Annotated in this window: 19 protein-coding genes; 13 read left to right on the forward strand and 6 right to left on the reverse strand. The window is 71.6% G+C overall.

Features of this window, described 5'->3' with window-relative positions:
* Positions 1–199: 199 nt before the first annotated feature.
* Positions 200–949 (forward strand): SAM-dependent methyltransferase, encoded by a 750-nt coding sequence (locus ACZ6KY_RS10420; protein WP_469309917.1) that lies wholly within the window; start codon positions 200–202, stop codon positions 947–949.
* Between the two features lie 16 nt (positions 950–965).
* Here the strand turns inward: ACZ6KY_RS10420 and ACZ6KY_RS10425 are convergent, their stop codons facing one another.
* Both ACZ6KY_RS10425 and speB read right to left on the reverse strand, forming a co-directional pair.
* Positions 966–2651 (reverse strand): thiamine pyrophosphate-binding protein, encoded by a 1686-nt coding sequence (locus tag ACZ6KY_RS10425; protein WP_469309918.1) that lies wholly within the window; start codon positions 2649–2651, stop codon positions 966–968.
* On the reverse strand, positions 2648–3616 hold the full coding sequence (speB, locus tag ACZ6KY_RS10430; RefSeq protein WP_328555425.1) for an agmatinase: 969 nt from the start codon (positions 3614–3616) through the stop codon (positions 2648–2650). The genes ACZ6KY_RS10425 and speB overlap by 4 nt, the downstream gene beginning before the upstream one ends.
* A 222-nt stretch (positions 3617–3838) precedes the next feature.
* Between speB and ACZ6KY_RS10435 the strand changes: the two genes are divergently transcribed.
* A complete protein-coding gene (locus tag ACZ6KY_RS10435) occupies positions 3839–5674 on the forward strand; it encodes a PucR family transcriptional regulator ligand-binding domain-containing protein (protein WP_469309919.1) in 1836 nt (611 codons plus the stop codon).
* Between the two features lie 97 nt (positions 5675–5771).
* Positions 5772–6560, forward strand: a complete 789-nt coding sequence (locus ACZ6KY_RS10440) for a phosphatase (RefSeq protein ID WP_469309920.1) — start codon at positions 5772–5774, stop codon at positions 6558–6560.
* A gap of 168 nt (positions 6561–6728) precedes the next feature.
* On the opposite strand, the gene ACZ6KY_RS10445 is transcribed toward ACZ6KY_RS10440, so the two are convergent.
* From ACZ6KY_RS10445 to ACZ6KY_RS10460, 4 genes are all read right to left on the reverse strand, one after another.
* Positions 6729–7724 carry a cation diffusion facilitator family transporter gene (locus ACZ6KY_RS10445; protein ID WP_469309921.1) on the reverse strand — a complete coding sequence of 332 codons (996 nt, stop codon included), beginning with the start codon at positions 7722–7724 and terminating at the stop codon, positions 6729–6731.
* 45 nt (positions 7725–7769) lie between these two features.
* Positions 7770–8642: an acyl-CoA thioesterase II gene (tesB, locus tag ACZ6KY_RS10450; RefSeq protein WP_469309922.1), complete on the reverse strand. Its 873-nt coding sequence runs from the start codon at positions 8640–8642 to the stop codon at positions 7770–7772.
* Between the two features lie 34 nt (positions 8643–8676).
* Positions 8677–9834 (reverse strand): acyl-CoA dehydrogenase family protein, encoded by a 1158-nt coding sequence (locus ACZ6KY_RS10455; protein ID WP_469309923.1) that lies wholly within the window; start codon positions 9832–9834, stop codon positions 8677–8679.
* A 108-nt stretch (positions 9835–9942) separates the two neighbouring features.
* A complete protein-coding gene (locus tag ACZ6KY_RS10460; RefSeq protein WP_469309924.1) occupies positions 9943–10602 on the reverse strand; it encodes an SACE_7040 family transcriptional regulator in 660 nt (219 codons plus the stop codon).
* A gap of 97 nt (positions 10603–10699) precedes the next feature.
* Between ACZ6KY_RS10460 and ACZ6KY_RS10465 the strand changes: the two genes are divergently transcribed.
* The 10 genes from ACZ6KY_RS10465 (at position 10700) to ACZ6KY_RS10510 (ending at position 23965) form a co-directional block, all read left to right on the forward strand.
* A complete protein-coding gene (locus ACZ6KY_RS10465) occupies positions 10700–12316 on the forward strand; it encodes a carboxyl transferase domain-containing protein (protein ID WP_469309925.1) in 1617 nt (538 codons plus the stop codon).
* 12 nt (positions 12317–12328) lie between these two features.
* Positions 12329–14263 carry an acetyl/propionyl/methylcrotonyl-CoA carboxylase subunit alpha gene (locus ACZ6KY_RS10470; RefSeq protein ID WP_469309926.1) on the forward strand — a complete coding sequence of 645 codons (1935 nt, stop codon included), beginning with the start codon at positions 12329–12331 and terminating at the stop codon, positions 14261–14263.
* Entirely contained in the window at positions 14260–15219 is a 960-nt protein-coding gene (locus tag ACZ6KY_RS10475) for a hydroxymethylglutaryl-CoA lyase (RefSeq protein ID WP_469309927.1), read from the forward strand. The genes ACZ6KY_RS10470 and ACZ6KY_RS10475 overlap by 4 nt, the downstream gene beginning before the upstream one ends.
* An 11-nt stretch (positions 15220–15230) precedes the next feature.
* On the forward strand, positions 15231–16391 hold the full coding sequence (locus tag ACZ6KY_RS10480) for an acyl-CoA dehydrogenase family protein (RefSeq protein WP_469310128.1): 1161 nt from the start codon (positions 15231–15233) through the stop codon (positions 16389–16391).
* A 366-nt stretch (positions 16392–16757) separates the two neighbouring features.
* Complete coding sequence (locus ACZ6KY_RS10485; protein ID WP_469309928.1) at positions 16758–17807, forward strand: ABC transporter substrate-binding protein; 1050 nt, start codon at positions 16758–16760, stop codon at positions 17805–17807.
* A gap of 53 nt (positions 17808–17860) precedes the next feature.
* Complete coding sequence (locus ACZ6KY_RS10490) at positions 17861–18736, forward strand: siderophore-interacting protein (protein ID WP_469309929.1); 876 nt, start codon at positions 17861–17863, stop codon at positions 18734–18736.
* Positions 18737–18926: 190 nt separating this feature from the next.
* Positions 18927–20393, forward strand: a complete 1467-nt coding sequence (desA, locus tag ACZ6KY_RS10495) for a lysine decarboxylase DesA (protein WP_469309930.1) — start codon at positions 18927–18929, stop codon at positions 20391–20393.
* Entirely contained in the window at positions 20377–21654 is a 1278-nt protein-coding gene (locus ACZ6KY_RS10500; RefSeq protein WP_469309931.1) for a lysine N(6)-hydroxylase/L-ornithine N(5)-oxygenase family protein, read from the forward strand. The genes desA and ACZ6KY_RS10500 overlap by 17 nt, the downstream gene beginning before the upstream one ends.
* Positions 21651–22196, forward strand: a complete 546-nt coding sequence (locus ACZ6KY_RS10505) for a GNAT family N-acetyltransferase (protein WP_469309932.1) — start codon at positions 21651–21653, stop codon at positions 22194–22196. The genes ACZ6KY_RS10500 and ACZ6KY_RS10505 overlap by 4 nt, the downstream gene beginning before the upstream one ends.
* The gene (locus ACZ6KY_RS10510; protein WP_469309933.1) at positions 22193–23965 is read left to right on the forward strand and encodes an IucA/IucC family protein; all 1773 of its coding nucleotides are present in this window, start codon (positions 22193–22195) and stop codon (positions 23963–23965) included. The genes ACZ6KY_RS10505 and ACZ6KY_RS10510 overlap by 4 nt, the downstream gene beginning before the upstream one ends.
* Positions 23966–23993: the final 28 nt, after the last annotated feature.

Consider the following 23993-nt stretch of genomic DNA (forward strand, 5'->3'; position numbering starts at 1 on the left):
GGCCCCCCCGCCCTCCCCCCCCCCCCCCCCCCCCCCCCCCTCCCCCCCCACCCCCCCCCTCCCCCCCCCCCCCCCCCCCCCCCCCCCCCCCCCCCCTCCTTCTTCCCCCCCCCCCCCCCCCCCCCCCCCCCCCCCCCCGGCTCCCACCCGGGGCGGAAACCAAGATGCGTACGGCGCATACCGCTGTCAGGCTGCGCCGGTGAACCGCGAACAGATCTCCCGCATCGCCCATGCCGGCCACCCCGTCAAGTCCCCCGTCGACGACGACGCGGTGCGCCGGCTGCTGGAACACGGGCTTCCGCGCGGCGACGAGCGCGTGCTCGACCTCGGCTGCGGAGGCGGGGAATGGCTGCTGCGCGCGCTGGCCACGCGGCCGCGTCTGCGCGCCGAGGGCGTCGACGTCTCCGAGGACGCCCTGGACCAGGCCCGCCGGGGCGCCACCCGCCTCAACGTCGAGGACCGGCTCCTGCTGCACCGTGGAGAGGCCGCGGACTTCTCCTCCCCCCACGCGTTCGACCTGGTGCTCAGTGTCGGGGCGACGCACGCCTTCGGCGGCCTGCTGCCCACCCTCGCGGCGGCCCGCGAGCATCTGGCCCCCGGCGGACGGGTGCTCGTCGGCGAGGGATTCTGGGAACGCGAACCCTCCCCGGAGGCCGCCGGGATGTTCGGTGACCTCGCCGACCTCGCGACCACGGTGGACCATGTCGTCGCCGACGGATGGACCCCCGTGCACGGCCATGTCAGCTCGCGCCCGGAGCGGGACGCCTACGAGTGGGCCTGCTGGGGCTCGCTCGCCTCCTGGGCACTGGACCACCCCGCCGACCCGGACAGCCCGCAGGTGCTGGAGACGGCGGGCGTCCGGCGCTCGGAGTGGCTGCGCCACTACCGGGACAGCTGGGGCTTCGTCTGCCTCGTCCTGCGCCGGACGCCCGAAAGGGACCGGGCCTGACCGGACAGACGATCCCTCAGCCCAGGTGCGTCGGCGCGAACATCCGCAGCACCGCCGGGAGGACGACCACCGAGGGGCCGGGGGTGGCCAGGGCCTCGGCCAGGTCCCGCTCCAGCGTCTCGGGGCTCGTGAGGACGCCCGGTACGCCGAACGACTCGGCGAGTGCCACAAAGTCCGGGCGGGACAGCTCCGTGGCGGTCGCCCGGCCGAAGGCGTCGGTCATGTACTCGCGCAGGATGCCGTATCCGCCGTCGTCGACGATGAGCCAGGTGACCGGGAGACCGCACTGCTTCGCCGTGGCCAGCTCGGCGATGGAGTACAGCGCGCCGCCGTCGCCGGACACCGCGAGAACCGGGCGGGAGGGGTCGGCCACCGCCGCGCCCAGCGCCGCCGGGAAGCCGTAGCCGAGGCCGCCGGCGCCCTGGGCGGAGTGCATGGTGTTGGCGCCGCGCGGGTCGAAGGCCGACCACGCCCAGTACGCCAGGATCGTCATGTCCCAGAAGGACGGCGAGGTGGCCGGCAGGGCCCGGCGGACGGACGCCAGGACGTCCTGTTCCAGGGTGAGTTCCTGGGCGGCGATGCGTTCCGCGACCCGGGCGAGGACCGTGCTCACGCGCTCCGGCGCCGCCGGGTCGGGGCGTTCCTCCACCGTCTCCAGGAGCGCGGACAGCGCGAGCCGCGCGTCCGCGTGGATGCCCAGCGCCGGGTGGTTGGACTCCAGCTTTCCGAGGTCGGCCTCGATCTGGATCACCCGGCCCCGGGGCTTGAACGTGTGGTAGTTCGAGGAGAGTTCGCCGAGGCCCGAGCCCACCACCAGCAGGACGTCCGCGTCCTCCAGGAAGTCCGTGGTGTGCCGGTCCTCCAGCCAGGACTGGAGCGAGAGCGGGTGGGTCCAGGGGAAGGCGCCCTTGCCGCCGAAGGTGGTGACGACCGGCGCGTTCAGCTTCTCGGCGAGCGCGCGCAGCTTGCCGGACGCGTCCGCCCGTACGACCCCGCCGCCCGCGATGATCGCGGGGCGTTCGGCAGAGGACAGCAAGTGGGCGGCCAGCGCGGTCAGTTCGGGGCGCGGGACGACGTCCTCGGGGGTCGCGTCCATCGCCGTGACCATCGGCAGGCCCGTCTCGGCGAGGAGGACGTCCTGCGGGATCTCCACCCACACCGGCCCGTGCGGGGCGGTCAGCGCCGACTCCCAGGCCGCCGCGATGGCGGAGGGGATCTGGGACTGCGCCCGGACGGTGTGGACCGACTTCACCACGCCCCGGAACGAGGCCTGCTGGTCCGGGAGTTCGTGCAGATAGCCGTGGCGTCCGCCGCCGAGTCCCGCGGTCGGGATCTGGCTGCTGATCGCGAGGACGGGCGCCGAGGCGGCGCGCGCCTCCTGGAGCGCGGCGAGCGAGGTCAGCGCCCCGGGGCCGGTGGAGAGCAGCAGCGGTGCGGCCTCGCCGGTGATCCGGCCGTAGGCGTCCGCCGCGAACCCGGCGTTGTTCTCGACGCGCAGGCCGACGTACTGGAGGGACGAGCGGCGCAGCGCGTCGAACATGCCGAGCGCGTGCTGGCCCGGCAGTCCGAAGACGGTCGTCGCGCCGAGCCCGGAGAGGGTCTCCACGACCAGGTCTCCGCCGTTGCGGCCGGGGGGCGGGTTGAGCGCGGCCTCCGTCTGTGCCGCCGACGGGCGGAGAACCAGGTCGTGGTCGTGGGTCACTTGCTTCGGGCCTCCGCGATCTGGCGGGACATGATGGTGGTCAGTTCGTACGCGGTGTGGGACGCCGCCACCGCGGTGATCTCTGCGTGGTCGTACGCCGGGGCGACCTCGACGACGTCGGCCGAGACCAGGTTGCAGGACGAGAGGCCGCGCAGGATCTCCAGGAGCTCGCGGGAGGTCATGCCGCCCGCCTCCGGGGTGCCGGTGCCGGGCGCGTGCGCCGGGTCGAGGCAGTCGATGTCGATGGAGATGTAGAGCGGGCGGTTCCCGATGCGCTGGCGGAGCTGGTCGGCGACCTCGTCGGCGCCGCGGCGGTAGACGTCCGCCGAGGTGACGATGCCGAAGCCCATCTTCTCGTCGTCGGTGAGGTCCTGCTTGCCGTACAGCGGGCCGCGGATGCCGACGTGGGAGAGCGCCGAGGTGTCGAGGATGCCCTCCTCGACGGCGCGGCGGAACGGGGTGCCGTGGGTGTACTCGGCGCCGAAGTAGGTGTCCCAGGTGTCGAGGTGCGCGTCGAAGTGGAGCAGCGCGACCGGGCCGTGCTTCTTGGCGACGGAGCGCAGCAGGGGCAGCGCGATGGTGTGGTCGCCGCCCAGGGTCATCAGGCGGGCGCCGGTGCCGAGCAGTTCGTCGGCGGCGGCCTCCACCGTCTCCACGGCCTCGTTGATGTTGAACGGGTTCGCGGCGATGTCACCGGCGTCCGCGACCTGCGCGAGGGCGAACGGGGAGGCGTCCTGCGCCGGGTTGTAGGGGCGCAGCAGCCGGGACGCCTCGCGGATCGCGTTGCCGCCGAAGCGGGCGCCCGGCCGGTACGAGACGCCGGAGTCGAACGGCACACCGACGACGGCGACATCGGTGGTGCCGACCTCGTCGAGGCGGGGCAGCCGGGCGAAGGTCGCGGGGCCCGCGTACCGGGGGACGCGGGACGAGTCGACGGGCCCGCGGGGCGTCTCGTTGCTGCTCATGGGGTTTTGCCTTCTTTCCTACGCTTTGTCGCACATGTACAACTAAGTACAAGTAACACGACTCTACTGGTGAACCGGGACCGGTTCGGAGAGGGGTTCGGCGTCACGGCCCGCGAGCCGCTCCCGCCAAGTGGTCAGCACCGCGGCTGCCGGTCGGGACCGACATTAGGCGGCTGGAAAGCGGCTGCGAAGTGTACGTTTCATCCATTCGATTCGAACAGAATGGAGGAACCATCCACCGTGCCCGAACCGCAGTCACTGTCCGTCCCTGCCGTACCGCCCACTCCCCCGGTGCCGCTGTCGGCACTCCTCGCCCGGGAGGACCTTGCCCTGCGCCTGATCGCCGGGCCGGCGGAGCCCGACACGGTGATCCACTGGGCGCACACCTCGGAGATGGCCGACCCGTACCCCTACCTGCTGGGCGGCGAGCTGCTGCTGTCGGCGGGGGTCCACATCCCCGAGGCGGCAGGCTCGGACGAGGCCGAGGGCTCAGGGGGCTATTTCGACGGCTACGTCTCCCGCATCGTCGCGGCGGGCGGCGCGGCGCTGGGCTTCGGCCTGGCGCCGGTCCACGACACGGTCCCGCGCGCCCTGGTCGCGGCCTGCGACACCTACGGGCTGCCGCTGCTGGAGGTCCCGCCCCAGACGACGTTCTCCGGGGTCGCCCGGGCGGTGTGGCAGCTCATGGCCCAGGCCCGGCTGGCCGAACTGCGCCGGGTCACCGAGGCCCAGCAGAGCCTGGCGGCGGCCGCCGCCCGCCCCGATCCGGTCCCGGCGGTACTCAGGCAACTGGCCCAGCGGCTGGGCGGCCGGGCGGTCCTGTACGGCCCCGAGGGCACGGAACTGGCACACGCGGGGAGGTTCCCGCGACCGGCCCCGCGGGAAGCGGCGAACCGGGCCGGCCCGGCGGACACGGCCCAGGCCGGAGCCCACGCCAGGCCCCCTTCCACAACCGCTGCCCGCCCGGCAGACACGTCAAGGCCGGCCGACGCGGCTCCCCCGGCGGACACGGCACGACCGAGGGACACGACTCCCCCGGCAGGAGCGGCGCCAACGGTCGGCGGCCCCGCGGGCCGGACGCCCGGGACCGGACCCACCCCGGTCCCGGCACCTTCGGACCCCGCACCCTCGGCCCCGGCGACCGGGCCCGGCTCCGCCGACGTACCCCCCGTCATGACGGCTCCCGAGGAGGCCCTCGCCGAACTCGCCGGTGTCGTGCGGCCCCGGAAGGCCCAGGGGCCCGCGCCGTCCTCCGCCACCGACACCGTGGGCGGCGTCCATCTCGCGGCCTACGCCCTCGGCAGTGGCCAGGGCTTCGTCCTGGGTGTCGCCGCGCCGCGCCGCGACCCCGGCGACCACACGATCGCCTCCGTCGCCTCCGTGCTGCTCTCCCTCCTCACCGGGGAGCACCAGAGCGGGAGCGGGGCCGCGCGGTCGGCGGCGCTGGTGCGGCTGCTGCTCGGGGCCGCGCCGGAGACGGTGGCACCGCTGCTCGGCGGCGAACGGTGGACGGTCGTGCACGCGCGCCCCGCCGGGGACGGCCCCGCCCCGGACACCGTCTCCGCGTCCGCGCTGGCGGCCGCGCTGGGCTCCGCGCTGGTGGACGTCGGCGGCGACGTCGTCCGCGTCCTCGTCCCCGGTGACCGCGAGCCGGCCGCGCAGCCGGGCTGGACCTGCGGGGTCAGCGCTCCCGCGGGCCCGCGGGCGTGGGCTGCCGCCGACACCCAGGCGGCCCGCGCGCTGGCCCGCGCCCGCGCCACGCGGGTGCCCCTGGTCCGCCACGGCGACCGTCCCGCGCTCGCCGACCTCGTCCCCCCGGCCGACGCCGAGGCCCACGCCCACGCCCTGCTCGCGCCCGTCGCCGGGACCCCCGCCCTGACCGAGACCCTGCGTACCTGGCTCTCCCTGCACGGCAGTTGGGACCGCACCGCGGTGGCCCTCTCCGTCCACCGCAACACCGTCCGCCAACGCATCGCCCGCTGCTCGGCGTTGCTGGCGGCGGACCTCGACGACCCGGACGTACGGATGGAGTTGTGGTTCGCGCTCCGGGCCGGCTGAACGCGGGACGGCCCCGGGCCCGTACACCTGAGTGACGCACATCCCAGCGACCGGGACAGCCGCGCCCCCGGCCCGAGCGCACCGGCACAATGGGGGTATGCCGATACCCCGGACTCCCAGCCGCGCCGAACTTGTCGACCATCTCGTGAAGACCCGTATCGCGGGCGATGTCGCCACGCCCCGCGAGAACAACCTCTCCCACTACCGCAAGCTGGCGAACGGCGAGCGCAACTGGTGGCTCGGTCTGGAACTCGGCGCCCGCTGGAGCGACGAGCAGGACGTGCTCGCGGTGATGGCGGAGCGGGTCGGCGTCAACGACGACCCGGAGTACCGGTACGGCCAGGACACCATCGACCCCGAGCTGACCCTGGACGCGCTGGACCGTCTCGCGGCTCGGCTGCGCAAGGCGGCCGAGGGCCGGCAGCGGGTGCTGTTCGCGACCGGCCACCCGGGCGGCCTGCTGGACGTGCACCGTGCCACGGCCGCCGCCCTGCGCGCCGCCGGCTGCGAGATCGTGGTGATCCCGGACGGCCTGCAGACGGACGAGGGGTACGTCATGCAGTTCGCGGACGTGGCGGTCCTGGAGCACGGCGCCACGCTGTGGCACACCCACTCGGGCGAGCCGATGCGCGCGATCCTCACCGGTCTTGAGCGGGAGGGCCGCCCGCTGCCCGACCTGGTCGTGGCCGACCACGGCTGGGCCGGTTTCGCGGGCCAGCAGGGCCTGGACTCCGTCGGATACGCCGACAGCAACGACCCGGCGCTCTTCCTCGCCGAGTCGGAGGGCACACTCCAGGTCGTGGTCCCGCTCGACGACCACGTCCTCAGCCCGCGCCACTACGACCCGATGACGGCGTATCTGCTCAAGGAAGCCGGCCTGGCCTGAGCCCCGGCTCCCCTTGGGTCCCGGCCCAGATCCCGGCGATCGGCCCGGGGGCGCGCCCGGCGCGGGCGCGCCCCCGGATGACGCCCCCGACGTTCACCGTCCCCGAACCGTCGGATCGCGTTCGCCGTTCCGTCCCGCCGGACCGCGCGCCGCGCGCCCGACCGCCTTTCACGGCCAGGGATTCAGCCCCTCGTCCCGCCGCTGGGCGTAGCCCGGTGTCGGGTCCAGGTACACCCTGCTCACCGAGGGGAACACCGCCCGGAGCCGGTCCTCGGCCTGTTCGCAGGCCCACTCGATCTCGGCCGCCGTCGACGCGTCCCGGAAGTCGACCTTGGCGGCGATCAGCGCCTCGCGCGGCCCCTGCACGAGCGTGATCAGTTCCAGTACGGCCTCCACGTGCTCCACCGCCAGCAGCTCGGCCCGGATCCGCTCCCGCATCGGTCTGGGCAGCGGCCGTCCGATCAGCAGCTCCGCGTTGGAACGGCCCAGCACCCAGGCGACGTAGAGCAGCAGGAGACCGATGAGCAGCGAGGCGATGCCGTCCCAGACGCCCGATCCGGTGAGCTGGCCGCCGAGCAGGCCGCCCGCGGCGAACACCAGTCCGACCAGCGCGGCCGAGTCCTCCATGACGACGGCCTTCACGGCGGTGTCGGGCGTGCGCCGGAGGTAGGTCTTGAAGGAGGCGTCGACCCGGGCGGCCTCGCCGCGCGCCTGCCGCAGTCCCGTCCGCAGGGAGAAGCCCTCCAGGAGGAAGGCGAGGCCCAGCACGACGTACGAGACGAGCGGGTCGCCGAGCTCCTCCCCCGCGACCAGGGTGTGGATTCCGTCGTAGATCGAGAAGACCGCGCCGCCGACGAAGGTGGCGACGGCGGCTAGCAGCGCCCAGATGTACCGCTCGGGGCCGTAGCCCAGCGGATGGTCCTCGTCGGCCGGTTTCTCGCTGCGTTTGAGGGCCGTGAGCAGCAGCAGTTCGGTGACGGTGTCGGCGACGGAGTGGGCGGCCTCCGACAGCATCGCGCTGGAGCCGCTGATGACACCGGCGACCGCCTTGGCGAGGGCGATCCCGAGGTTGGCGGCGGCCGCGACGATCACCGTGGAGACGCTCTCGCCGCCTCCGTCGCCGTTCTCGCCGCTGTCGTCGTCCCGTGCCGCCGCTTCGGTCATGCCTCAGTCTTACCGAGGAACACGTCGGGACCGGGGAACGCGGCGCTATCGCGGGACGCGGACCACGCCTTCCTGGATCACCGAGATGGCCAGCCGGCCGTCCTGGGTGTAGATCCGGGCCTGGCCGAGACCGCGGCCGCCCGACGCGGACGGCGACTCCTGGTCGTACAGCAGCCATTCGTCGGCGCGGAACGGGCGGTGGAACCACATCGCGTGGTCGAGCGAGGCGCCGACGACGTCGCCCGTGACCCAGCCGCCGCGCCCGTGCGCCAGCAGGATGGAGTCGAGGAGCGTCATGTCCGAGACGTAGGTCGCGAGGACGACGTGCAGCAGCGGGTCGTCCGCGAGCTTGCCGTTGGTGCGGAACCACACCTGGGAGCGCGGCTCGCGGGCCTCGCCGACGGTGGCGTACGGCGGCGCGTCGACGTAGCGCAGGTCGACGGACTCGCGGGCCTCCAGGATGCGTTCCACGACGTCGGCGTCGGTGAAGACGTCGGCGTACAGGGGAAGCAGTTCGGCGGCCGTGGGCAGCGTCTCCGGGTCGGGCGCGGGGGGCATCGGGGCCTGGTGCTCCATGCCCTCCTCGTACGTCTGGAAGGACGCGGAGAGGTGGAAGATCGGCTGTCCGTGCTGGACAGCGACCACCCGGCGGGTGGTGAAGGAGCGGCCGTCGCGGATGCGGTCCACGGAGTACACGATGGGCGCGCCGGGGTCCCCGATCCGCAGGAAGTACGCGTGCAGGGAGTGGGCGAGCCGGTCCTCGGGGACCGTGCGCCCGGCGGCGACCAGTGCCTGCGCCGCCACCTGTCCGCCGAAGACCCGTGGGACGACGGCGGACCGGGACCGGCCGCGGAAGATGTTCTCCTCGATCCGCTCCAGATCGAGCAGATCGAGGAGACTCTGAAGTGCCTCACTCATGGGGCAGTTGTACCGCGCAGTCTTTTCGCGGACCTTACAGGCCCATGTCCTTGGCGATGATCGTCTTCATGATCTCGCTGGTCCCGCCGTAGATGCGGTTGACCCGGTTGTCCGCGTACAGGCGGGCGATCGGGTACTCGTTCATGAAGCCGTAGCCGCCGTGGAGCTGGAGGCAGCGGTCGATGACGCGGTGCGCGACCTCGGTGCAGAACAGCTTGGCGCTGGCGGCCTCGGCCGGGGTCAGCTCACCGGCGTCGAGGGCCTCCAGGGCGCGGTCGGCGACGGCCTCGGCCGCGTCCACCTCGGCCTGGCAGGCGGCCAGCTCGAACTTGGTGTTCTGGAAGGAGGCGACGGTCTTGCCGAAGACGGTCCGCTCCTGGACGTACTCCTTGGCGAACCGGACGGCGGCCTTGGCCTGCGCGTAGGCGCCGAAGGCGATGCCCCAGCGCTCGGAGGCGAGGTTGTGGCCGAGGTAGTAGAAGCCCTTGTTCTCCTCGCCGAGCAGGTCCTCGACGGGCACCTTCACGTCGACGAACGCCAGCTCGGCGGTGTCGGAGGTCCTCAGGCCGAGCTTGTCCAGCTTGCGGCCGATGGAGTAGCCCTCGGACTTGGTGTCCACGGCGAAGAGGGAGATGCCGTGGCGGCGGTCCTCGGCGGTGGGCGCGGAGGTGCGGGCGCAGACGATCACGCGGTCGGCGTGGACGCCACCGGTGATGAAGGTCTTGGAGCCGTTGAGGACGTAGTGCGTGCCGTCCTCGGAGAGCTTGGCGGTGGTCTTCATGCCCGCGAGGTCGGAGCCGGTGCCCGGCTCGGTCATCGCGAGGGCCCACATCTCCTCGGCGCTGACGAACTTCGGCAGGAAGCGCTTCTTCTGCTCGTCGGTGGCGAGCGACTTGATGTAGGGCAGGCCGAGCAGCACGTGCACACCGGAGCCGCCGAACTGGACACCCGCGCGCGAGGTCTCCTCGTACATCACGGCTTCGAACTTGTACGAGTCGATGCCGGCGCCGCCGAACTCCTCGTCCACGCGGATGCCGAAGACGCCGAGCTCGGCGAGCTTGTAGTAGAAGTCGCGCGGCGCCTGGCCGGCGGCGAACCACTCGTCGTAGACCGGGACGACCTCGGCCTCGATGAAGGCGCGCAGGGTCTCCCGGAACGCCTCGTGGTCCTCGTTGAACACAGTACGGCGCACCGCCGCCACCTCCGCCTGGATACCTGGGTTATTTCTAAGCGCTTGCTCAGATACGAGGTTACCCGCCGGTCACGAGCGCCGTCCAGAGGTCACCACCCGAGACCCTCGTCACGCCCCGGGAGCCATGGGAGCCCCAGGAGCCACTGCCGCCACCCCGGGAGCTACGGGACCCCCAGGGACCACGGCCGCCGCCCCGAAGGCCCCCCGCGCCATCCGGTGCAGCAGCTCCGCCGTCCCCGTGCGCCCCGGGAGCGCGCCCGGGCGCCCCAGGTGCGGGGTCGAGTTCAGCAGGCCGAAGACCGAGTGCACGGCCGAACGGGCGGCGGGCTCGGTCAGGTCCGGGTACACCTCGCGGACCACCTCCACCCACAGCTCGACGTACTGGCGCTGGAGCTGGCGCACGAGCTTGCGGTCACTGTCCCGCAGGCGGTCCAGCTCGCGGTCGTGCAGGGTGATCAGGGGGCGGTCGTCGAGCGCGAAGTCGATGTGCCCCTCGATGAGCGAGTCGAGGAGCGGCTCCGCACCCCCCTCGGCCTCCGCCACCCGGCGCTTGCCGCCCGTGAGCAGCTGCCCGCTGATCCCCACCAGCAGCTCGGCGAGCATCGCGTCCTTGCCGGCGAAGTGCCGGTAGAGACCGGGGCCGCTGATGCCGACCGCCGCTCCTATCTCATCCACTCCCACGCCGTGGAAACCGCGCTCGGCGAAGAGCCGGGCCGCTTCCCTGAGGATCTGCTCGCGCCGGGTGGGGGCGTCGGTTCTGGTGGCCATGAAAACAATTCTAGACACGGGGGTTAGCGGTCGTTAACCTGAAGGAGTTGCGTTAACGCTCATTAACTGGTCGACCACCTGGTGAGGGGACCGCAGGATGCAAGAGGCACCGGAGCTGACGAGCGCGGCAGACCCCGCGTCGGAGGCCTGGAGGGCCAACGAGGCGGCACACCGCGCGCTGGGCGAGGAACTGCGCCGGAAGCTGGCCGCGGCGGCGCTCGGCGGCGGCGAGAAGGCGCGCGCCCGGCACACCGCGCGCGGAAAGCTGCTGCCCCGCGACCGTGTGGACGCCCTGCTCGACCCCGGCTCGCCGTTCCTGGAGCTGGCGCCGCTCGCCGCCGACGGGATGTACGACGGGGCGGCCCCGGCCGCCGGCGTCATCGCCGGGATCGGCCGGGTCAGCGGGCGCGAGTGCGTGATCGTCGCCAATGACGCCACCGTCAAGGGCGGCACGTACTACCCGATGACCGTGAAGAAGCACCTGCGCGCCCAGGAGGTGGCGCTGGAGAACCGCCTGCCCTGCGTCTATCTCGTCGACTCCGGGGGCGCCTTCCTGCCCATGCAGGACGAGGTGTTCCCCGACCGCGACCACTTCGGGCGGATCTTCTACAACCAGGCGCGGATGTCCGGCGCCGGCATCCCGCAGATCGCGGCCGTCCTCGGCTCCTGCACGGCGGGCGGCGCCTACGTCCCGGCGATGAGCGACGAGGCCGTGATCGTGCGCGGCCAGGGCACCATCTTCCTCGGCGGGCCACCGCTGGTGAAGGCCGCCACCGGCGAGGTCGTCACGGCCGAGGAGCTGGGCGGCGGCGAGGTCCACGCGCGCGTGTCGGGTGTCACCGACCATCTCGCGGAGGACGACGCGCACGCGCTGCGGATCGTCCGGAACATCGTGGCCACCCTGCCCGCGCGCGGGGCGCTCCCCTGGTCCGTGGAGCCGTCGGCCGAGCCCAAGGTCGACCCGTACGGGCTGTACGGCGCGGTGCCCGTCGACTCCCGCACTCCGTACGACGTGCGCGAGGTCATCGCGCGCGTGGTGGACGGTTCGCGCTTCGCCGAGTTCAAGGCCGACTTCGGGCAGACCCTGGTCACCGGCTTCGCGCGGATCCACGGCCACCCGGTCGGGATCGTCGCGAACAACGGCATCCTGTTCTCCGAGTCGGCCCAGAAGGGCGCCCACTTCATCGAGCTGTGCGACCAGCGCGGCATCCCGCTGGTGTTCCTCCAGAACATCTCCGGGTTCATGGTGGGCCGCCAGTACGAGGCCGGTGGCATCGCCAAGCACGGCGCCAAGATGGTGACGGCCGTCGCCTGCACCCGCGTGCCGAAGCTGACCGTCGTGATCGGCGGCTCGTACGGGGCGGGCAACTACTCGATGTGCGGCCGGGCCTACTCGCCGCGCTTCCTGTGGATGTGGCCGGGCGCCAAGATCTCCGTGATGGGCGGCGAGCAGGCCTCCTCGGTCCTCGCGACCGTCAAGCGCGACCAGATCGAGGCGCGCGGCGAGTCCTGGCCGGCCTCGGACGAAGAGGACTTCAAGGACCCGATCCGCCGGCAGTACGAGCGGCAGGGCAACGCCTACTACGCGACGGCCCGGCTCTGGGACGACGGCGTGATCGACCCGATGGAGACCCGGCAGGTCCTCGGACTCGCCCTGACCGCCTGCGCCAACGCGCCCCTGGGTGACCCCCAGTTCGGCGTCTTCCGGATGTGAGGGGACCCACCCATGTTTGACACGGTGCTTGTGGCCAACCGGGGCGAGATCGCCGTCCGCGTCATCCGTACCCTGCGCGCGCTCGGCGTGCGCTCGGTGGCCGTCTTCTCGGACGCGGACGCGGACGCCCGGCACGTCCGGGAGGCCGACACGGCCGTACGGATCGGACCGGCGCCCGCCTCCGAGAGCTATCTGTCGGTGGAGCGGCTGCTGGAGGCGGCGGCCAGGTCCGGCGCCCAGGCGGTGCACCCGGGGTACGGCTTCCTCGCCGAGAACGCCGCCTTCGCGCGGGCCTGCGCGGAGGCCGGACTGGTCTTCATCGGGCCGTCCCCCGAGGCGATCTCCCTGATGGGCGACAAGATCCGCGCCAAGGAGACGGTGAAGGCGGCCGGGGTCCCGGTCGTCCCCGGCTCCTCGGGCAGCGGTCTGACGGACGCGGAGCTGATCGCGGCGGCCGGCGAGATCGGCGTGCCGGTGCTGCTGAAGCCGAGCGCGGGCGGTGGCGGCAAGGGCATGCGCCTGGTGCGCGACGCCTCGGTCCTGGCCGACGAGATCGCCGCCGCCCGGCGCGAGGCGCGGGCCTCCTTCGGCGACGACACCCTGCTCGTCGAGCGCTGGGTCGACCGGCCCCGGCACATCGAGATCCAGGTCCTGGCGGACGGGCACGGGCACGTCATACACCTGGGCGAGCGCGAGTGCTCGCTCCAGCGCCGCCACCAGAAGATCATCGAGGAGGCGCCCAGCGTGTTCCTCGACCCCGCCACGCGGGCCGCGATGGGCGAGGCGGCCGTCCAGGCGGCCCGCTCCTGCGGCTACCGGGGCGCGGGCACGGTCGAGTTCATCGTCCCCGGCGGCGACCCGTCCTCGTACTACTTCATGGAGATGAACACCCGCCTCCAGGTGGAGCACCCGGTCACCGAGCTGGTCACGGGCCTCGACCTCGTCGAATGGCAGCTTCGGGTCGCCGCCGGCGAGCACCTGCCCTACGAGCAGGCGGACATCACCCTCACCGGGCACGCGGTGGAGGCCCGGATCTGCGCCGAGGACCCGGGGCGCGGCTTCCTCCCCTCCGGGGGCACCGTCCTCTCCCTGCGCGAGCCGCAGGGCGACGGAGTGCGCACCGACTCGGGCCTCTCGGAGGGCACCGAGGTCGGCAGCCTCTACGACCCGATGCTCTCCAAGGTCATCGCGTACGGCCCCGACCGCCCGACGGCGCTGCGCAGGCTCCGGGCCGCGCTCGCCGAGACGGTCACGCTCGGGGTCCCGACGAACGCGGGCTTCCTGCGCCGTCTGCTGGCCCACCCGGACGTGGTGGCGGGCGACCTGGACACCGGTCTTGTCGAGCGGGAGGCGGCGGGACTGGTCCCGGCGGAGGTGCCGGAGGAGGTGTACGAGGCGGCGGCGGCCGTCCGGCTCGCCGAGCTGGCTCCGCCGGACGAGGGCTGGACCGACCCGTTCTCCGTGCCGAGCGGCTGGCGGCTCGGCGGCACCCCCAGACCGGTGGGCTTCTCCCTGCGGGTCCTGGACCCCGTGGAGTACACCCCGCGCGGCACCCACACGGTCACCGCCGACCGGGTCGCGGTGACCCTCGACGGGGTGCGTCACACCTTCCACCGCGCCGCCGACTGGATCGGCCGCGACGGCGACGCCTGGCATGTGCGCGATCACGACCCGGTGGCCGCGTCGCTCACCGGCGCCGCGCACGCGGGTGCCGACTCGCTGACCGCCCCCATGCCGGGCACGGTGACGGTCGTGAAGGTCGCCGTCGGCGACGAAGTGACCGCGGGGCAGAGCCTGTTGGTGGTCGAGGCGATGAAGATGGAGCACGTCATCTCCGCGCCGCACGCCGGGACCGTCAGCGAGCTGGACGTCAAACCGGGCACGACGGTCGCCATGGACCAGGTACTGGCGGTCATCACCCCCGTGGAGGAGGCGGAGACGGCATGAGCACTTCCGAACTGGGCCTTCCGATGGCCGTACCGGCGCAGGGCCTGCCCGCCCGGGTGCGGATCTACGAGGTCGGCGCGCGCGACGGGCTGCAGAACGAGAAGGCGACCGTACCGACCGAGGTGAAGGCGGAGTTCATCCGGCGCCTCGCGGACGCGGGGCTGACCACGATCGAGGCGACCAGCTTCGTCCACCCGAAGTGGGTTCCCCAACTGGCCGACGCGGAACAGCTGTTCCCGCAGGTCGCCGACCTCCCGGTGGCGCTTCCGGTCCTGGTGCCGAACGAACGCGGGCTGGAGCGGGCGCTCGCGCTCGGCGCCCGGCACCTGGCCGTCTTCGCCAGCGCCACGGAGTCCTTCGCGAAGGCCAACCTCAACCGGACGGTCGACGAGGCGCTCGCCATGTTCGAACCGGTGGTGAGCCGCGCGAAGGACGCCGGCAGCACGGTCCGCGGCTATGTCTCGATGTGCTTCGGCGACCCGTGGGAAGGGCCCGTCCCGGTCCATCAGGTCGTCCGCGTGTGCAAGGCGCTGATGGACATGGGCTGTGACGAGCTGAGCCTCGGCGACACGATCGGTGTGGCGACACCGGGCCATGTGCAGTCCCTGCTCGCCGAACTGAACGAGGAGGGCGTGCCCACCAGCGCGCTCGGCGTGCACTTCCACGACACCTACGGCCAGGCGCTCTCCAACACACTGGCCGCCCTCCAGCACGGCGTCAGCACCGTCGACGCCTCCGCCGGCGGCCTCGGCGGCTGCCCGTACGCGAAGTCCGCCACCGGCAACCTCGCCACGGAAGACCTCGTATGGATGCTCCAGGGCCTCGGTATCGACACCGGGGTCGACCTCGGCCGCCTCACCGCCACGAGCGTGTGGATGGCCGGACAACTGGGCCGACCCAGCCCGTCCCGCACCGTCACAGCACTCGGTAAAACGACTCAGTCCCACCAGGAGTGACCCGCATGTCCCTGGACCACCGCCTGTCCCCCGAACTCGAAGAACTCCGCCGTACGGTGGAGGCGTTCGCCCACGACGTCGTGGCACCGAAGATCGGCGACTTCTACGAGCGGCACGAATTCCCGTACGAGATCGTGCGGGAGATGGGCCGCATGGGCCTGTTCGGGCTGCCGTTCCCCGAGGAGTACGGCGGCATGGGCGGCGACTATCTCGCCCTCGGCATCGCCCTGGAGGAGCTGGCCCGGGTCGACTCGTCCGTGGCCATCACCCTGGAGGCGGGCGTCTCGCTGGGTGCCATGCCGATCCATCTCTTCGGCACGGAGGAGCAGAAGCGGGAGTGGCTCCCCCGTCTGTGCTCCGGCGAGATCCTGGGCGCCTTCGGCCTCACCGAGCCGGACGGCGGCTCGGACGCGGGCGCGACCCGTACGACGGCCCGGCTCGACCCCGAGACCAACGAGTGGGTCATCAACGGCAGCAAGTGCTTCATCACCAACTCCGGCACGGACATCACGGGTCTGGTGACGGTCACCGCCGTCACCGGCCGCAAGCCCGACGGGAAGCCGCTGATCTCCGCGATCATCGTCCCCTCCGGCACCCCGGGCTTCACGGTCGCGGCCCCGTACTCGAAGGTCGGCTGGAACGCCTCCGACACCCGTGAACTGTCCTTCGCGGACGTGCGCGTCCCGGCGGCCAACCTGCTCGGCGAGGAGGGCCGCGGCTACGCGCAGTTCCTGCGCATCCTGGACGAGGGCCGCATCGCCATCGCGGCGCTGGCCACGGGTCTCGCGCAGGGCTGTGTCGACGAGTCGGTCAAGTACGCCAAGGAACGGCACGCGTTCGGACGCCCGATCGGCGCCAACCAGGCGATCCAGTTCAAGATCGCCGACATGGAGATGAAGGCCCACATGGCCCGCGTCGGCTGGCGCGACGCCGCGTCCCGTCTCGTCGCGGGCGAGCCCTTCAAGAAGGAGGCGGCCATCGCCAAGCTGTACTCCTCCACCATCGCCGTCGACAACGCCCGTGAGGCCACCCAGGTCCACGGCGGCTACGGCTTCATGAACGAGTACCCGGTCGCCCGCATGTGGCGCGACTCCAAGATCCTGGAGATCGGCGAGGGCACGAGCGAGGTGCAGCGGATGCTGATCGCGCGGGAGCTGGGGCTCACGGGCTGATCTTCGCGCAGAGCCGGTACATCGAGGCCACCGTCGGACACCCGTCCGACGGTGGCCTCGGCGCGTCCGGCGCCACACTCCCACCCAAGATCAAGGCCTGACCATCCATCGGGAGCGCGAACTGGACACACGATGCGGGTGAGTTGACGCATCGCGGTATCCGGCGCCCAGCCGGGAGCCGCGATGTCGTCGCGTCAGCGGCGGGACCCCACGGGCGAGCCCGCCGCGTAACGGCGGCACCGCACCGGCGGGCCGCTGATCCGGCCTCGGCGAACCCGCCCCCTGGACAAGAACTGAGGTTAGGCTAACCTACCTTTGAACTCGTCCGGCGGGCGCTCCCGCCCCGTGCCGAAAGCAGCCACACTCATGCCCAACGCCCGTGCCACCCACCTCACCCGTCGCGGCATCCTCGCCGCGGGCGGCGCCCTCGGCCTCGGTGCCGTCCTCGCGGCCTGCGGCGACGACGACGCCTCGAAAAACGGTGGCCCGGACTCGACGAAGGCCGCCGAGAAGTCCGGCCCGTGGACGTTCGAGGACGACCGCGGCACGACCGTGAAGCTGGACAAGGTTCCGGCGAACATCGTCGCCTTCACCGGTGTCGCCGCCGCCCTGTTCGACTACGGCATCGAGGTCAAGGGCGTGTTCGGCCCGACGAAGACCAAGGACGGCAAGGCCGACGTCCAGGCCGGCGACATGGACATCAGCAAGGTGACGATCCTCGGCAACGAGTGGGGCCAGTTCAACATCGAGAAGTACGCGGGCCTCGCCCCCGACGTCCTCATCTCGACGATGTTCGACACCGCGGGCACCCTCTGGTACGTCCCCGAGGAGTCCAAGGACAAGATCCTCAAGCTGGCCCCGAGCGTCGGCGTCTCCGTCTACGACGTCCAGATGCCCCAGCCGCTCCAGCGGATGCTCGCGCTGGCCGAGTCACTCGGCGCCGACGTGAAGTCCGCGAAGACCGTCGCGGCGAAGAAGAAGTTCGAGACGGCCGCCGAGCGGCTGCGCAAGGCCGCCAAGGCCCGCCCCGAGATCAAGGTGCTCGCCGGCAGCGCGAGCCAGGACATCTTCTACGTCTCCGGCTCCAACCTCTCCATCGACCTGGAGTACTTCAAGGCGCTCGGCGTGAACATCGTCGAGCCCTCCGCCAAGGCCCTGAAGGCCAGCGGCGGCTGGTTCGAGAACCTGAGCTGGGAGAACGTCGACAAGTACCCGGCCGACATCATCATCATGGACGACCGCTCCTCGACCATCCAGCCGGCCGACATCACCGAGGCCACCTGGAAGAAGCTGCCCGCCGTCAAGGCCGGCCAGGTCATCGCCCGGACGCCCGAGCCGATCCTGTCGTACGACAAGTGCACCCCGATCCTCGACAAGCTCGCCGAGGCCATCGAGAACGCGAAGAAAGTCGCCTGAGACCTCCTTCGCGACCCCGTCCGCGACCCCCTGACGATGACTCAGGAGCACTCATGACGACGGCCGTAGCCGCCCCGTTCCGTTTCTTCTCCCTCCAGGTCGCAGGGACGAGGCGGCTCGGCCCGTCTCTGCTCCGGGTGACCTTCGCCGGGCCCGACCTGAGCGCGTTCCACTCCGACGGGCGCGACCAGTCCCTGTCCCTGTTCCTCCCGCACCCCGGCCAGAGCGATCCGGCCGTGCCGATCGAACTCGGCGACGGATGGTGGCAGGGCTGGCGTGAACTGCCCGACGACGTACGGGCGGTGATGCGCTCGTACACCCTGCGCGAACTGCGCCGCGATCCCGACGAGATCGACATCGACTTCGCGCTGCACGGCCTGGAGCCGGGTGCGGCCGCCCCGGCGGGGCCCGCCTCGCGCTGGGCGTCGAGCGCGCGGGCCGGTGACCGGGTCGTCCTGCTCGGCCCCGCCGTCGAGGACAACCGGGCCATCCGCTTCCGGCCGCCCGCGGACACCGACCTCGTCGTCCTGTGGGGCGACGAGACGGCCGTCCCCGCAGTCTCCGCCATCCTCGAATCGCTGCCGGCCGGCCTGCGCGTCCGCGCCTGGCTGGAGGTCCGCCACGCCGCCGACATCCAGGATCTGGCGACCTCGGCCGACGCCGAGATCACCTGGCTCGTCCGGGACGAACGCTCCGACGCGAGCTCCCTGGGCTCACCGGGTTCGTCCCTGACGCTCGACGCCCTGCGGGCGGCCCAACTCCCGCCCGCCCAGGCCCCGTACGCCTGGATCGCGGGCGAGTCCGGCCGCGTGAAGGAACTGCGCCGCCATCTGGTGCGCGAGCGCGGCATCGACCGCGGGCGGGTCACCTTCGTGGGCTACTGGCGGCAGGGGCTGAGCGAGGAGCAACTCCGGGAGCGGGGCGAGTAGTTCGCGGGCACCCGCGGCGCCTCCCGGAAGTCCGGAACGGTCCGGCGCCGATCCGGGGCGTGCGCCACGAAAGACCCAGGTGGGGCGGGGTCGCACGATCGACTTAGGTTAGGCTAACCTAAGTTGAACGTCGCGACTTCGCCCCTTCTCCTGTCCCGCTCGGACTCTCCCCCGCACGGAGGACCCCCACATGCGCTCGCACCTGCTCAACGACACCACCGCGGACCGGTACCGCCGCTCCGTGACCGAAGGCGTCGAGCGGGTGGCGGCCAGACTCGCCACCACCGAACGCCCGTTCACGGGTGTCACGGTCGACGACCTCGCTCCCCGCATCGAGCGGATCGACCTCGACAAGCCCCTGCACGACACCACGGCCGTCCTCGACGAGCTCGAAGAGGTCTACCTCCAGGACGCGATCTACTTCCACCACCCCCGCTACCTCGCCCACCTCAACTGCCCGGTCGTCATCCCTGCCGTGCTCGGCGAGGCCGTCCTCTCCGCCGTCAACTCCTCCCTGGACACCTGGGACCAGTCGGCCGGCGGCACCCTCATCGAGCGCAAGCTGATCGACTGGACCAACGAGCGGATCGGCCTCGGCCCGGCCGCCGACGGCGTGTTCACCAGCGGCGGCAGCCAGTCCAACCTCCAGGCCCTGCTGCTGGCCCGCGAGGAGGCCAAGCCCGGCGAGGACGGAGAGGAGGCAGGGAACAGCCTCGGCAGACTGCGTATCTTCGCCTCCGAGGCCAGCCACTTCAGCGTCAAGAAGTCGGCCAGACTCCTCGGACTCGGCGCCGACGCCGTCGTCCCGATCCCCGTCGACCACGACAAGCGCATGCAGACCGTCGCCCTCGCCCGTGAGCTGGAACGCTGCCGGCGGGACGGCCTCGTCCCGATGGCCGTCGTCGCCACCGCGGGCACCACCGACTTCGGCTCCATCGACCCGCTGCCCGAAATCGCCGAGCTGTGCTCCCAGTTCGGCGCCTGGATGCACGTGGACGCGGCCTACGGCTGCGGACTGCTCACCTCGCTGAGCAACCGGGACCGCATCGACGGCATCGAGCGCGCCGACTCCGTCACCGTCGACTACCACAAGTCCTTCTTCCAGCCCGTGAGTTCCTCGGCCGTACTGGTCAGGGACGCCTCGACCCTGCGTCACGCGACCTACCACGCGGAGTACCTCAACCCGCGCCGGATGGTCCAGGAGCGCATCCCCAACCAGGTCGACAAGTCCCTCCAGACCACCCGCCGTTTCGACGCGTTGAAGCTGTGGATGACGCTGCGCGTGATGGGCGCCGACGGCATCGGCGAACTCTTCGACGAGGTCTGCGACCTGGCGGCGGAAGGCTGGAAACTGCTCGCCGCCGACCCGCGCTTCGACGTCGTCGTGCGGCCCTCGCTCTCCACCCTCGTCTTCCGGTACATCCCGGCCGCCGTCACCGACCCGGCCGAGATCGACCGCGCCAACCTCTACGCCCGCAAGGCCCTGTTCGCCTCCGGTGACGCCGTCGTCGCGGGCACCAAGGTCGGCGGACGCCACTACCTGAAGTTCACCCTGCTCAACCCCGAGACCACGACGGACGACATCACCGCCGTCCTCGACCTGATCGCCGGCCACGCCGAGCAGTACCTGGGAGAGTCCCTTGACCGCGCTTGCTGAATCCACGGACACGACCTACGACTTCGTGGGGATCGGGCTCGGGCCCTTCAATCTCGGCCTCGCCTGCCTGACCGAGCCGATCGCAGAACTCAGCGGCGTCTTCCTGGAGTCGAAGCCCCACTTCGAGTGGCACTCCGGCATGTTCCTGGAGGGCGCGCACCTCCAGACCCCGTTCATGTCGGACCTGGTCACCCTCGCCGACCCGACCTCCCCGTACTCCTTCCTCAACTACCTGAAGGAATCGGGCCGTCTCTACTCGTTCTACATCCGCGAGAACTTCTACCCGCTGCGGGTCGAGTACGACGACTACTGCCGCTGGGCCGCGTCGAAGCTGAGCAGCGTCCGCTTCGGGACGACGGTCGCGGAGGTGACGTACGAGGACGAGGTGTACGTCGTACGGACCGAGGCCGGTGAACTGCTGCGCGCCCGGCGCCTGGTCCTCGGAACCGGCACCTCGCCCCACGTCCCGGACGCCTGCGCGGACCTCGGCGGCGACTTCATCCACAACTCCCGTTATATGCGGCACAAGCGGGAGCTACAGGGCAAGGAGTCGATCACCCTGGTCGGCAGCGGCCAGTCCGCCGCCGAGATCTTCCACGACCTGCTGAGCGAGATCGACGTCCACGGCTACCGGCTGAACTGGGTGACCCGCTCGCCGCGCTTCTTCCCCCTCGAATACACCAAGCTCACCCTGGAGATGACCTCCCCGGAGTACATCGACTACTTCCACGCGCTGCCCGAGGCGACCCGCTACCGCCTCCAGTCGGAGCAGAAGGGCCTGTTCAAGGGCATCGACGGCGAGCTGATCAACGAGATCTTCGACCTGCTCTACCAGAAGAACCTCGGCGGCCCGGTCCCCGCGCGGCTCCTCACCAACTCCTCGCTCGAAAGCGCGCGTTACGACGGGGGCACGTACACCCTCGGCCTCCGCCAGCAGGAACAGGGCAAGGACTACGAGCTGAGTTCGGCGGGACTGGTCCTGGCCACGGGCTACCGGTACGCCGAGCCCGCGTTCCTCGCACCGGTCCGCGACCGGCTCCGCTACGACACCCGGGGCAACTTCGACGTGGCCCGCAACTACTCCATCGACACCACGGGAAGCGGGATCTTCCTGCAGAACGCGGGCGTCCACACCCACTCGATCACCTCACCGGACCTCGGCATGGGCCCGTACCGCAACGCGTCCATCATCCGCGAGCTGCTCGGCACCGAGTACTACCCGGTCGAGAAGACCATCGCGTTCCAGGAGTTCTCCATATGACCACCGCCACCGCCATCGGCACCTTCACGGTCCGCCCCCTCGACCCCGTCGAGGACGCCCCGCTGCTGCACGGGTGGGTGACGCATCCCAAGGCGGCCTTCTGGATGATGCAGGGGGCGAGACTGCACGACGTGGAGCGCGAGTACATGGCCATCGCGGCGAGCGAGCACCACGACGCGTTCCTCGGGCTACTGGACGGCGAGCCCGTCTTCCTGATGGAGCGCTACGACCCCAGGTACGTCGAACTCGTCGGCCTGTACGAGCCCGAGCCTGGCGATGTCGGCATGCACTTCCTGGTCGCGCCGAGCGACACGCCCGTGCACGGCTTCACCCGGGCCGTGATCACCGCGGTGATGGAGCACCTGTTCGCCGACCCGGCTACCCGCCGGGTCGTCGTCGAGCCCGACGTGGCCAACACGGCCGTGCACGCCCTCAACGAGGCCGTCGGCTTCGTGCCCGTACGGGAGATCCAGAAGCCGGAGAAGAAGGCGCTGTTGAGCTTCTGCACCCGGGAGCGGTTCGCGAAGGCGGTGGCGGCATGACCCTCGCCGAGAGCGTCGCCCATCTCTCCCCCGAGCGCTGGGCCCTCGCCAACCGTCTCCTCGTCCGCAAGGCACTCGCCGAGTTCGCCCACGAGCGGCTGATCACCCCGCGGAGCATGCCGGACGGCCGGTACGAGGTCCGCTGTGACGACGGCCTGACGAGCTACCGGTTCACCGCCGTGCTGCGTTCCCTCGACCACTGGCAGGTGGCCGCCGAGTCGGTCACCCGGCATCGCGACGGCGCCGAACTCCCGCTGTCCGCACTGGACTTCTTCATCGAACTGAAGGAGTCGCTGGGGCTGAGCGACGAGGTCCTGCCCGTCTACCTGGAGGAGATCTCCTCCACCCTCTCGGGCACCTGCTTCAAACTCACCAAGCCGCGGATCCCGGTCCGCGAGCTGGCCGGCGCCGGCTTCCAGGCCATCGAGACCGGCATGACCGAGGGCCACCCCTGCTTCGTCGCCAACAACGGGCGGCTCGGCTTCGGTGTGCGCGAGTACCTGGCCTACGCCCCCGAGACCGCGAGCCCGGTCCGGCTGGTGTGGCTGGCGGCGCACCGCTCACGGGCCGCCTTCACGGCGGGAGTCGGCATCGAGTACGAGTCCTTCGTGCGCGACGAGTTGGGCGACGAGACGGTCGAGCGGTTCGCCCGGACGCTGACCGGGCAGGGCCTCGACCCCGAGGACTACCTGCTCATACCCGTGCACCCCTGGCAGTGGTGGAACAAGCTGTCCGTGACGTTCGCCGCCGAGGTCGCCCAGCGGCGCCTGGTCTGTCTCGGCGAGGGCGACGACGAGTACCTGGCCCAGCAGTCCATCCGGACGTTCTTCAACACCAGCAGCCCGCACAAGCACTATGTGAAGACGGCGTTGAGCGTCCTCAACATGGGCTTCATGCGCGGTCTGTCCGCCGCCTACATGGAGGCGACCCCGGCGATCAACGACTGGCTGGCCCAGCTCGTCGAGAACGACCCGGTACTGAAGTCCACCGGTCTGTCGGTCATCCGCGAGCGGGCGGCCGTCGGCTACCGGCACCTGGAGTACGAGGCGGCCACCGACCGCTACTCCCCGTACCGCAAGATGCTCGCCGCGCTGTGGCGCGAGAGCCCGGTCGCCTCGCTCCAGGAGGGCGAGAGCCTCGCGACGATGGCGTCCCTCGTCCATGTCGACCACGAGGGCGCCTCGTTCGCGGGCGCGCTGATCGAGCGGTCGGGCCTCGCGCCCGTGGAGTGGCTGCGCCGCTATCTGCGCGCCTACCTCACCCCGCTCCTGCACAGCTTCTACGCGTACGACCTGGTCTACATGCCGCACGGCGAGAACGTCATCCTGGTCCTGGAGGACGGCGCCGTGCGGCGGGCGGTCTACAAGGACATCGCCGAGGAGATCGCGGTCATGGACCCGCAGGCCGTGCTGCCGCCCGCGGTCGAGCGGATCCGGGTCGAAGTCCCCGACGACCAGAAGCTGTTGTCCGTCTTCACGGACGTCTTCGACTGTTTCTTCCGCTTCCTGGCGGCCCAGTTGGCGGAGGAGGGCGTCCTCGCCGAGGAGGACTTCTGGCGGACGGTCGCCGAGTCGGTGCGCGCGTACCAGGAGGCGACGCCCGAACTCGACGACAAGTTCCGGCAGTACGACCTGTTCGCGCCCGAGTTCGCGCTGTCCTGCCTCAACCGGCTCCAGCTGCGCGACAACCGGCAGATGGTCGACCTGACGGACCCCTCGGGCGCGCTGCAACTGGTCGGCACCCTGAAGAACCCGATCGCCGGGTTCTGAGCACCGGGCTCCGCGAGGAGCCCCACGG

It is taken from the genome of Streptomyces sp. NPDC042002 (assembly GCF_055588305.1).

Coding starts and splice junctions, on each gene's coding strand:
- ACZ6KY_RS10470 (WP_469309926.1), top strand. CDS start 12,329: ATGTTTGACACGGTGCTTGTGGCCAACCGGGGCGAGATCGCCGTCCGC.
- ACZ6KY_RS10490 (WP_469309929.1), top strand. CDS start 17,861: ATGACGACGGCCGTAGCCGCCCCGTTCCGTTTCTTCTCCCTCCAGGTC.
- ACZ6KY_RS10475 (WP_469309927.1), top strand. CDS start 14,260: ATGAGCACTTCCGAACTGGGCCTTCCGATGGCCGTACCGGCGCAGGGC.
- ACZ6KY_RS10445 (WP_469309921.1), bottom strand. CDS start 7,724: ATGACCGAAGCGGCGGCACGGGACGACGACAGCGGCGAGAACGGCGAC.
- ACZ6KY_RS10435 (WP_469309919.1), top strand. CDS start 3,839: ATGGAGGAACCATCCACCGTGCCCGAACCGCAGTCACTGTCCGTCCCT.
- ACZ6KY_RS10485 (WP_469309928.1), top strand. CDS start 16,758: ATGCCCAACGCCCGTGCCACCCACCTCACCCGTCGCGGCATCCTCGCC.
- ACZ6KY_RS10440 (WP_469309920.1), top strand. CDS start 5,772: ATGCCGATACCCCGGACTCCCAGCCGCGCCGAACTTGTCGACCATCTC.
- ACZ6KY_RS10465 (WP_469309925.1), top strand. CDS start 10,700: ATGCAAGAGGCACCGGAGCTGACGAGCGCGGCAGACCCCGCGTCGGAG.
- tesB (WP_469309922.1), bottom strand. CDS start 8,642: ATGAGTGAGGCACTTCAGAGTCTCCTCGATCTGCTCGATCTGGAGCGG.
- speB (WP_328555425.1), bottom strand. CDS start 3,616: ATGAGCAGCAACGAGACGCCCCGCGGGCCCGTCGACTCGTCCCGCGTC.
- ACZ6KY_RS10460 (WP_469309924.1), bottom strand. CDS start 10,602: ATGGCCACCAGAACCGACGCCCCCACCCGGCGCGAGCAGATCCTCAGG.
- ACZ6KY_RS10505 (WP_469309932.1), top strand. CDS start 21,651: ATGACCACCGCCACCGCCATCGGCACCTTCACGGTCCGCCCCCTCGAC.
- ACZ6KY_RS10510 (WP_469309933.1), top strand. CDS start 22,193: ATGACCCTCGCCGAGAGCGTCGCCCATCTCTCCCCCGAGCGCTGGGCC.
- desA (WP_469309930.1), top strand. CDS start 18,927: ATGCGCTCGCACCTGCTCAACGACACCACCGCGGACCGGTACCGCCGC.